Origin of the sequence: Deinococcus rhizophilus, from assembly GCF_030271215.1 — a bacterium.
Taxonomy (GTDB): Bacteria; Deinococcota; Deinococci; order Deinococcales; family Deinococcaceae; genus Deinococcus; species Deinococcus rhizophilus.
Genome location: NZ_JASNGB010000118.1, coordinates 1 through 9,094 on the forward strand (window position 1 = coordinate 1; position 9,094 = coordinate 9,094).

At 66.1% G+C, this 9,094-nt stretch carries 10 protein-coding genes; 7 read left to right on the forward strand and 3 right to left on the reverse strand.

Translation table 11 applies throughout. The features are described 5' to 3' along the window. Together QOL99_RS11840 and QOL99_RS11845 are read right to left on the reverse strand one after the other, a co-directional pair. The coding region (locus QOL99_RS11840; RefSeq protein ID WP_285524087.1) for a hypothetical protein at positions 1 to 272 on the reverse strand (272 nt) is incomplete at its 3' end. A 42-nt stretch (positions 273 to 314) separates the two neighbouring features. Continuing rightward, entirely contained in the window at positions 315 to 857 is a 543-nt protein-coding gene (locus QOL99_RS11845; RefSeq protein ID WP_285524088.1) for a hypothetical protein, read from the reverse strand. Positions 858 to 1,124: 267 nt separating this feature from the next. Between QOL99_RS11845 and QOL99_RS11850 the strand changes: the two genes are divergently transcribed. The 7 genes from QOL99_RS11850 to QOL99_RS11880 all read left to right on the forward strand — a co-directional run bounded on the left by QOL99_RS11850 (position 1,125) and on the right by QOL99_RS11880 (position 8,020). Beyond that, a complete protein-coding gene (locus QOL99_RS11850; RefSeq protein ID WP_285524090.1) occupies positions 1,125 to 1,436 on the forward strand; it encodes a hypothetical protein in 312 nt (103 codons plus the stop codon). Between the two features lie 8 nt (positions 1,437 to 1,444). Then, positions 1,445 to 2,557 (forward strand): hypothetical protein, encoded by a 1,113-nt coding sequence (locus QOL99_RS11855; protein ID WP_285524092.1) that lies wholly within the window; start codon positions 1,445 to 1,447, stop codon positions 2,555 to 2,557. A gap of 19 nt (positions 2,558 to 2,576) precedes the next feature. Further along, positions 2,577 to 3,965 (forward strand): DnaB-like helicase C-terminal domain-containing protein, encoded by a 1,389-nt coding sequence (locus QOL99_RS11860; RefSeq protein WP_285524094.1) that lies wholly within the window; start codon positions 2,577 to 2,579, stop codon positions 3,963 to 3,965. Next, the gene (locus QOL99_RS11865; RefSeq protein ID WP_285524095.1) at positions 3,965 to 5,332 is read left to right on the forward strand and encodes a hypothetical protein; all 1,368 of its coding nucleotides are present in this window, start codon (positions 3,965 to 3,967) and stop codon (positions 5,330 to 5,332) included. The genes QOL99_RS11860 and QOL99_RS11865 overlap by 1 nt, the downstream gene beginning before the upstream one ends. A 129-nt stretch (positions 5,333 to 5,461) precedes the next feature. After that, complete coding sequence (locus QOL99_RS11870; RefSeq protein WP_285524096.1) at positions 5,462 to 6,028, forward strand: hypothetical protein; 567 nt, start codon at positions 5,462 to 5,464, stop codon at positions 6,026 to 6,028. An 873-nt stretch (positions 6,029 to 6,901) separates the two neighbouring features. Further along, the gene (locus QOL99_RS11875; RefSeq protein WP_285524097.1) at positions 6,902 to 7,660 is read left to right on the forward strand and encodes a hypothetical protein; all 759 of its coding nucleotides are present in this window, start codon (positions 6,902 to 6,904) and stop codon (positions 7,658 to 7,660) included. A 60-nt stretch (positions 7,661 to 7,720) separates the two neighbouring features. Next, positions 7,721 to 8,020 (forward strand): hypothetical protein, encoded by a 300-nt coding sequence (locus tag QOL99_RS11880; protein WP_285524098.1) that lies wholly within the window; start codon positions 7,721 to 7,723, stop codon positions 8,018 to 8,020. A gap of 476 nt (positions 8,021 to 8,496) precedes the next feature. Here the strand turns inward: QOL99_RS11880 and QOL99_RS11885 are convergent. Next, positions 8,497 to 9,094: type IIL restriction-modification enzyme MmeI (locus tag QOL99_RS11885; RefSeq protein WP_285524099.1), on the reverse strand; the 598-nt coding region annotated here is incomplete at its 5' end.

The following is a 9,094-nucleotide window of genomic DNA, read 5'->3' on the forward strand; positions in this document are numbered from 1 at the left end:
CCCTGCTCCTCACCCCAACTCCCTGAAACCCAGGATGAGCCTTGCAGGAAAAGCAGCGGGGGCATAAGCCAAGGCGTACGCGGGATGACCGCGATGGCGAGGGTCCGTCTGGCGCCAGCGCCGTGCGCCGGTCGCCGCGTCTCCCGGGTTTCCGGGTGGGCACCGTCCCCCAGCATCATTCGCCGTATCACCACGTCTAGGTTGGCGCCGCCCTGGCTGGCTTCGTCAACGACCTGCACCAGATCTGTGAACTGCTGTTCCTGTGGTTTCATACCACCGGATCACCAGATGTTCTGACTGGGCAGCTGAGGGGCTCACGCAGGCGTGAGGCTGAGCAGCCGGCCCAGTCGCGTTCCTTCTTTTTCCTCCTGTGTGGTGATCACCGTCCTGTCCCCCACCCTCACCACGTGCGGCGGCGCAGGATCGTTCGGGTCCAGGGCCACGTTGACCTGGAGGTCCCCCTCAAGCGCCAGCGGAATGCCCGTCAACCACAGGCTGGCGTCCACTTCCTCTCCCTCGCGCCACGCGGGGCTGTCCTTCAATTCCAACATCTGCCGGAGCCCCTGACGGGTCAGCGCCGGATCCACCTCCCGCAGCACAGGCAGCAGACGGTCAACAGTCGGACGTGTGACCCCTGACCACTTGAGGGCATGACCGGTCCCGGACAGCGAGCTCAGCGTCGAGCGGCTCAGCTGCGTCAAGCGTGTGAGTCCTGCCAGGCTCACCTGGTGGTCCTGCAACCACTTCCAGAAGGCGTGGGCCGCCAGGACGTCCCTGTTGGCCCCGGCGTCCGGCGCAGGACGCTGACGTTTTCTGAACCCGCTGCGCAGGATGGCAAGTCTTTTTTCCGCGTCCACAGCACCATTCTACTGTTTCCCAGAAACCCCATTCTGTTATGACCATAGTAGCGCCTTGTCCAAACCAGGAAATGTGCTACGGTGAGTTTGCTCCTGCCATAACAGGAGGGTCCAGCACCCGAATTCCGAGGTGCGAACGCGTGGAAACGCGCGTCAGCCATTCGCAAAGACCCCCGACGGACATCGGGGGAGCGGGCACAACTGCTTAGGTGTGTGAACGACCCCCATGATAGCGGTTGAACCCGATCACGACAACCGGAGTTTGTCGTGGCAAACAACGAAAACATCACCCTCCACCTGACTGTGCATGGAAGCCTGCGTGGAATGGGCTACACCACCCTCAGCCACAGCGCGTGCGCCGACGAGCGCCTGGACGCGGAGCTGCTCGGCGTGCTGGCCTACGCGTGGCACCGGCTCATCTACGCGGGCACCCTGACCGAGCGGGACCTGGACGAACGCTTCGGTATCCGTCTCGCCACGCGCGCCCTGCGGCGGCTCGAGCAGCTGGGCTACGCTGCACAGACAGACGTGGGCCTGAACATCGAGCAGATCGCCGACGGCCGGGCGGTGCTGCTGTGAGCCGGCGGTTGGGCAACGCGGCCGACCTGAGCAGGGCGATCATGGTCAGCCCGTCGAGCCTGGGCGCGGGATTCACCCTCGTGCCGGACTGCATCCTCACTCACCCTGACCTGGGCCCCAACGAGATGTTTCTTGCCGCCGAGGCGCTGCGTCTCGCGGCGGAGTTTGGAGGCAACGAGGCGCAGCTGAGCTACCGCTACCTGATGGGCCGGATGCGCTGCGGACAGGCCCGGATTCGCGCGGCGCGTGAGCAGCTCTGCGCCGCGTTGCCGGGTGTCTTCACGTCGGTCACCGGCGACCCCACGACGATGACGCCCGACCGCATCGTCATCGACCGGGACCGCCTACTCCTCGCCCACGCGGACTGGATTGCCGCCCGGGAACTGCAGCGCGCAACCCGCAGGAACCGCACGCCGCGCCAGGTGAGCGTCACGCTGAGCAACGGAGACACCGTCCTGGTCACAGCACCTGTGTCCAGCCAGACACAGGGTGTATCCAGCCAGGCACAGCCCGTGCTCAGTCAGACACAGCCCTGTGTTCAGGCAGACACAGCCCTGTCTCCAGCTGAACACCATAAGAAGACCTATAAGACTCTGAAGACTACTTCTTCTTCTCGGATCGCTTCGCTCACCGAGGGAGCTGAGAACGAGAACATCTCTGTCTCTCAGCCTGGGGTACCAGACGGCTCGCAACCACACAAAGAGGAAGTTGTTGCGAAGAAGAGTTCCGCCGCTCGCCCGGCCCGTGCGCGCAGCATGTCGGACACCGACGTCGCCCGCTTCGTCGCGATCTGGAACGAGGGCCGCCACGAGCGCTTCGCGTCCAAGCAGGTTGCCTCCCCCTCGGAGCGCCGCAGCCTTGACCAGCTGCTCGCGGCCCACAGCGGAGACGTCGCCGAAGCACTCGAGACCTGGACGCTCGCCGTCCAGGAGGTGGCCCGTCTCGGCGATGACCCGAAGGCGCTGTTCTGGGGCGACCGCAACCGCCGACGGGCCCCGACGATAGCGAACCTGCTCCCGAACTGGGGTAAGCACGCCGACGCCGCTCGCAACCACGCCGAGCAGGCCGCACGCCGCCCCACCGCCTCTGCGATCGACCACACCAAGAACCTGAGCTTCTGAGCTCCGAGGAGAACGGACCATGACGACCAACACCAGCTTCAAAACCGCAGACGTCGAAATCGAGCGCCAGACCCTCGGACTCATCCTGAACGCTGCGAACGACCAGCAGCAGGCGTGCCTGCCCACCCTCGAGGCCGCGCTGGAGACCTACCCCGGCGACCTGATGAGCCACCGCCCCTTCGCCGCCATCCTGACCGGCATCCGCGAGATGGTCAGCCGGGGCGCCGCGCCTACCGCGTTCGAGATCAAACAGCTGGCAGATGTGGATCCAGCGACCTGGGCAGCCATCTACAGCGCCGACGCGGCCAGCGACCTGGTGACCAATCTCCAGACCCTGCACACGCTCGCCGAGACTCGCAGCCTGACGTCCATCCTCGCCTCCCACCTGTCCGACCTGAAGTCGGGTCAGGACCCCCTGCTGGTGCGCGAGCACGTCGGTGCTGCACTTGCGGAGGGGGGCACGGGCGTGGTGCTCGAGCGCCCCACCTCCGACCCCGAGATGGGCGATGTGGCGTCCTACTACCAGGCGGTGGGCAACAGCGAGATTCCATTCGTCAAGACCGGGTTCAGACTCCTGGATGCTCGCCTCAGCGGCGGCTTCCAAGCCGGCGACTTTGTGGATCTGGCCATGGAAACCAACGCGGGCAAAACCTCGATGGCCGCCCAGATCGGGCTGCACCAGATTGTCCAGGGCCGTGGGGTGACCTACTGCTCCGGCGAACTCAAGATGACTGGTGGGAACGCCGGTCAGCGCGTGCACCGCCTCAAGCGGCGCATTGTCGAGATCATCGCGCGGGTAAGCCCAAGGTCTCTCAAGGAAGGGGAGCCGGTCCCAGCGGAGGTGATCGCCCGGCTGCAGGAGGCACAGCGCCGACTGGATGACACGGGACTGTTCCGTATCCACGACAACAACATGGACGTCGACGTGCTGGTCAGCATGCTGCGCCGCTGCGCTCGTCGGGGCGACTCCATGATGATCATCGACAACCTCGACCACGTGACCATCAAGGGCTTCACCAGCTGGGAGGCCCGCGACGAGATCGCACGCCGACTCATGGCTGCCGCGCATCAGACCGGTGTGGTAGTGCTCGCCCTCTCGCAGGTCAAGCTCGAGGCCACTCGCCGGGACGGCCCGGTCCACGAGGGTGGGCTGAGCGGCTACAAGGGTGTCATCGCGCACGTAGACACCATGATCTCGGTCTACCGTGACAAGGACGAAGCCGTCACCGAAGCACAACGCGGGCAGTGGTTCACCGAGGGCAAGGTTGCGATCCCGAAGTCCCGCTCCGGATTTGGGGCGACCGATGACCCGATCATCTGGGACCACAAAATGGCCGAGTGGTCCAACACCCGCAGCCACAACGGCAACATCACCCTGCCCACCCGCCAGCCTAGGACGGTGAACTGATGACAGGCCAGCAGCAGCCCCAGCTCTTCCAGATCCCTCGCACGAGCGCGTCCGGGGACGCGATGGAGAGCACCCTGCTCTCGCTGGGTCAGGACGTGCTCCCAGCCCCGGGAGGCGAGCTGCCTGCCGCCCTCGCGCCCGACCTCACCCTTGACTTGCCCGCGCCCAGCATCCAGGAGCAGCCCCGCCAGGTACGCGGCCCCTGGGGGCGCGTGGACCGGGCCGCTGTCGCTGCCCAGGCGAGCATCACCGACCTGGTGCAGCAGAGCGGCAGGATCATCCGCGAGCGCGTGGGTATCTGCCCGGCATGCGGGCGGAACGACCTGGACGTGAACCCCACCAGGAACACGGCGCACTGCTTCCACGCGTCCTGCGACTTCCACAGCGTCGACCCGATCGGGTGGTTGATGCGCGTGGAGGGATACCAGTTCCTCGAAGCGGTCGCGGTGATCCGGGGCGAGCCGCTGCCGGGCCGCTCGGAGCCTCGCCAGCCCCTCGCTCGCCCGACTCCGCGTGAGAAGGTGCGGACCGTCACTCAGCGCCCCTTCACGCCCCTCGCGCTGGCCGCGCAGCAGGCGCTGTGGGCCCAGGAGACGCCCGTGTCCCAAGAGGCGCTCAACTACCTGCTCTCGCGCGGCTTCAGCGGCGACGAACTCGAGCAGATGGGCGTGGGCGTCGCAGACAGCACTGTGCCCAGCGCCCTGCTACCGCTCAACTCGGAGGGGCGCCCGAGCGTCATGTGGCACGACCGGGTGATCATCCCGACCTGGCGCGGCGGCGAAGTAGTTAACCTCAAAGCCCGCACGCTCACCCCTGCGCCGCCCGAGGGTGACCCTGCACGCGAGCACTACCGCAAATACCTCAACCCGCTCGGCGGAAGCGCGGAGCTGATCGGACTGGAGGAACTGGGCGGCATGCTGCCCGACGGCGTGATCCTGACCGAGGGCGAGTTGGACTACTGGACCATGCGCGTGCTGATGCCCGACCTGCCCGTGGTTGCGGTGCGGGGGCTCGCGAACCTCTCCCCCGCCCAAGCGCAGCTGTTCGCCGGCCTACGCGTGTACGTACTCCTGGACGCGGACACGCACGGGCGCCGGATGCTGCTTGGGGATCTCGCCGGCTTGGACGACGCGCAGGCGACCGAGACGCTGAAGAGCGAGGGGCAGAAGCACGGCGCGGCACTCGCGGGGCGGCGGCTGGTGCAGCGGCTCCGGGACGCGGGCGCAGACCCCTGGATCTGCGAGACGGGTGCGGTGGGAGACCTGAATGACCTGCTCGCAAGCATGAACCGCGAGGATACTCTCGGGGTCATCCTCAACGCCATCGAGACGGCAACACCCCTGCGCCGTCGCCGCCGCCTCGCCTGAGCTCTTCCTCTCTCGCCCCCGTCTGCTCCTGGACGGGGGTTTCACTGTGCAGGCTGTTCCCTTGCCCCCTGATGGGTGGTGCGGTATTTGCGGACGTGCAGACTTACCCCAGGCCGCAGAATTCGGAGCGTGACCCTCCGACACCTGCGGCCTGAGCAGATCACCAACGACCACCTGCGTCCCCTGATCGGAAGGACCGTCGAGGAGATCGAACCCCTGCTCCCCGAGACGGTCGACACAGATCAACTGGAGACGATCATCTACACCGTGCAGGTGCCTGGGCCTGTGGCGTATATCCCGGGGACCGGGGAGGGAGACGCGATCTGGTCGAGCGTTATCGGGCTGGGCCTCGCTTCCCCACGCGTCCGTGGGCTGAGCCTCCGCCTCATCACCCACATTCAGTCCGAGTCCGAGCGGCGAACCGGACGGCGCATCCTGAACTATCCCAATGCAGTTGAGGGCGACAACACCGTCTCGTGTCGCTACCTCGACCGGAACGAGCGTGAGATTCACCGGATTCACCACGACATCGCCACACCCACGGTATTCGGGGTCAGCGTGCTCAGCGGCGCGTTGCGAACCCTCTGTCAGGACATGACGGGCCAGCCCCGGCGCGGCAGCATCCGGCTGCTGGAACACCCCCGCTACGGTCCCTGCTGGGCCATCCAGACGCGACCGCAACGCGCACGGCTCTAGGAGGAGGGGGTCCCTGCGCCCCCGTTCACCTGCGGCGGGGGCTTTACCATACGGCGAGCCTGGAACAACGCAGGGTCTTTCGGCCGTTCGTAATGCTCAGGGGCACGGGCACCACCCGGGCATGCTGCCTCTCCCCTCCCCACGCTCACGCGGGTTGGCCCGGGCCCGGCTGAGGCAGTGCTCCTCCTGGGAAACGTCGTTTCACCTCTACCACCCGTGCGGGAGGTCGTGCGTATCCTTCAACTCCTCCACCCGGAGGAAACGGGCATCCTGAACTGCGGGAATCAGCAGTGGCTGGCGTGGAACAGCAGCCCTTGCCCCGGCGCCTGGAGATCAGCCTCGCCGTCACGGTGGTGGAGATGCGGCGGTCGTGTCGTCTCAGGGCGCAGCCGGCAAGGTTGACCGACCTCTGCCCGACAGACGTGGGGGTGTCCTCTTGAATGCGAGCGCGTACGCAGAAGCCATGGCCTATGGAGATGGGCTTGCTAGAGCTTCTGAGCCGCGGGGACGCCTCGGGGGCTCACCCTCGGGATCTCTGTGCAGCACTTTACTCAGCAGCTTCGACAGGAATACCGGATGAAGCGGTCCCGCTGGCTCGAGCCCTACAGCATCAACCTCGAGCGCGTGCTGCTCGGCTACTCCCGTGCCTACCGTGCGTGAGGACGCCCTGATGCTGCCAGAGGGACTGGGGGCGCGGGGGCCGACAAGGGGGGCTTGACACATTGATGACAAAGTGTCATCATCTATCCAGTTGAGCAGGACCCCGCACGAGACACAGAGACACCGGAAACGCGACGATAACGAGGCGACGAACAGAAGCGGTCCAGCTCCACTCCACTCCCGGGACCCGGGAGTGTGCAGAAGGAGCCCCATATGCAGACCCAGACCAGCATCACCCGCACCACCGCTGCCCTCGCCACCCGCCCTGAGACTGTCCAGATCACCGTCACCCGCCACCACAACCTGAGCCGCGAGGAGGCCCTCGTGATCCTGAGCCACCTCGCGACCTACGACGGGTTCACCCGCGTGGAAGTGCTCGCGGAGACTCCTCACCGCATCATCCGCAGCGACGAGCTGGTGGACCGCTACGAGGACGAGCTGATCGACGAGATCCTCGGGGCGCTCGATGCCCACTATTCCGACTGGGAGTTCAACTGGAGGGTCGACACGGTGGGTGCCCACGGTTGCGCCCCAGTGCGCGTGACCGTCAAGGCGGACGGCGAGGAAGTTGAGCCCCCCGAGTTTCAGCTCGAAGCGTTCGACCTCCTGGTGCCAGAAGACGACATTGATACTCACCTTGCCCTCTACAACTCCGAGCCCGTCCGCCGCGCCTACGCCCGTGAGTTGCTGCGGTTCGCCGCTGAATACAACGGAATGGGACTGCGCATCGTCTACAACCTCAACGACGGTTCCATCCGCACTGACAGCAGACTCTACCGCCTGCGTGACGGTGACGTGGTCCTGGACGAGCAGGAGGTCGCGCTCGGCATGACGCCCGGCGGGCCGGACAGCGAATGGCCAGCGTTCACCGAGGACGGTGATTTCAACGAGGAGGAGTTCGAGGCCTTCTTCCACGGAATCGATGACCTGATGCCCGACCTGGAGGAGCTGCTCGAGCGCCACAGCTCCTGAACCCTCACCCCTACCCCGGCCTCAGTGCCGGGGCTTCTTCACATCAGCGAAGATGAATCCATGTCCGACCAACCCCGCAAGAGCACCAAACCCGGATACAGCGAGAGCCGTCTCAAGGGCCTCAAAGCCCCCTACGGCGCGCTGGAAGGTGAGGCACGCAGCGAGCAATTTCGGGTGCGGACCCAGACGATGACGCAATTCGAGTGGTGGAAATCGCTCACCAGTGTCCAACGCGGAGAGCTGATCGCCTGGGCGATGGAGCAGGGATGGACGCCCACGCCTAAGAAGAGCGCGCCGCCCGTGATCGTGGAGAGCCCAGAGCCTGAGATCGAAGAGGAGGAAGAAGAGGAGGACGACTGAATCCCGCTACTCAAGGCCCCCGGACGCGTGCCTGGGGGCTTCTTGTTGGTGCGTCGCCTTTCGCCCTGCATCTGAACGGAGGTGCACTTGTGTAGGTCCTACCCTCACCCTCAGTCGGCCCACTCGGGACGCCTCAGCCTCACGCTGGGGCAGCTGTAGGATCACCTCGCCGCGGATGCCGGTCATTACCTGGACCGGGTCGCCGTGTGTGAAAAACCCAGACGGCAGCGCGACACAGCGAGGCGGCTGTTCAGCGACGGGGTGATCGAACTGGCCCGGCGGGTCCATCCAGCACTGCACTGGAAGTTGCTGCGGCAGGTGATGAGGGCGCTGACAGCGAGCAATGCGGAGGCGGGGGCGCGCATGGGGGCAGGGTAACGGGTGCTTAAGCCTCTGGGCGCTCTGGACTGGAGCACGAGCAAAGGAGTACGGCAGCCGCAGAGCGGCTGCCGTACTTGCTGAGGCTTCAGCAAGGGTCAGTCCCTGGCGGTGGCGGTCTTGCGGCCCCCGCGCTTCGGCTTGGCCGCCTGCGCCTGGAGCGTGGGCATCAGGGCCTGATATGCGGCCAGCAACACGGCGAGCCGCTGCGCCTCAGTTGCGCCGGCCCGGATGTCATAGAGGCTCTCCACGGCCCGGTCGAGGGTGCGGTGGGCGGCTCGCAGATCTGCCGGCATCAGCAGCGGGTCGTAGAGCTGCGCCAGGCTGCTGTCAGGGTGCGCGGCCCGCGCGTCGAGCACCGCCTGGGCGGCGCGCTCGATGCCCTGCACCTGGGCCGGCTTGAGCCGCGCCCGGTCAGGCCAGGGGAAGGTGTTGTAGGTCAATTCCTTGTTGTAGCGGTAGCGGCTTTCCAGGCGGCCGCTGGTGAGGCGCATCCAGTCCATGTGCGCACGGCTGGTCATCACGCCGAAGGTGAACACATCAGCGTTCGGCACCATGAAAAGGGCGTTGTTGATGACCGTATCCCCGTCCATGTAGCCGAAGGGAATGTAATCGCGGCGCTCGCTGGTATGCGCAGGCACAGCCAGGTAGTGGGCTGGCCCCAAAGTTTGGACGGTTTCGAGTAGAGGCTCGGCT

Bases quoted from the DNA above. Each gene is read 5' to 3' on its own strand.
- QOL99_RS11880 (WP_285524098.1), top strand. From the start codon at position 7,721: ATGTCCGACCAACCCCGCAAGAGCACCAAACCCGGATACAGCGAGAGC.
- QOL99_RS11865 (WP_285524095.1), top strand. From the start codon at position 3,965: ATGACAGGCCAGCAGCAGCCCCAGCTCTTCCAGATCCCTCGCACGAGC.
- QOL99_RS11875 (WP_285524097.1), top strand. From the start codon at position 6,902: ATGCAGACCCAGACCAGCATCACCCGCACCACCGCTGCCCTCGCCACC.
- QOL99_RS11860 (WP_285524094.1), top strand. From the start codon at position 2,577: ATGACGACCAACACCAGCTTCAAAACCGCAGACGTCGAAATCGAGCGC.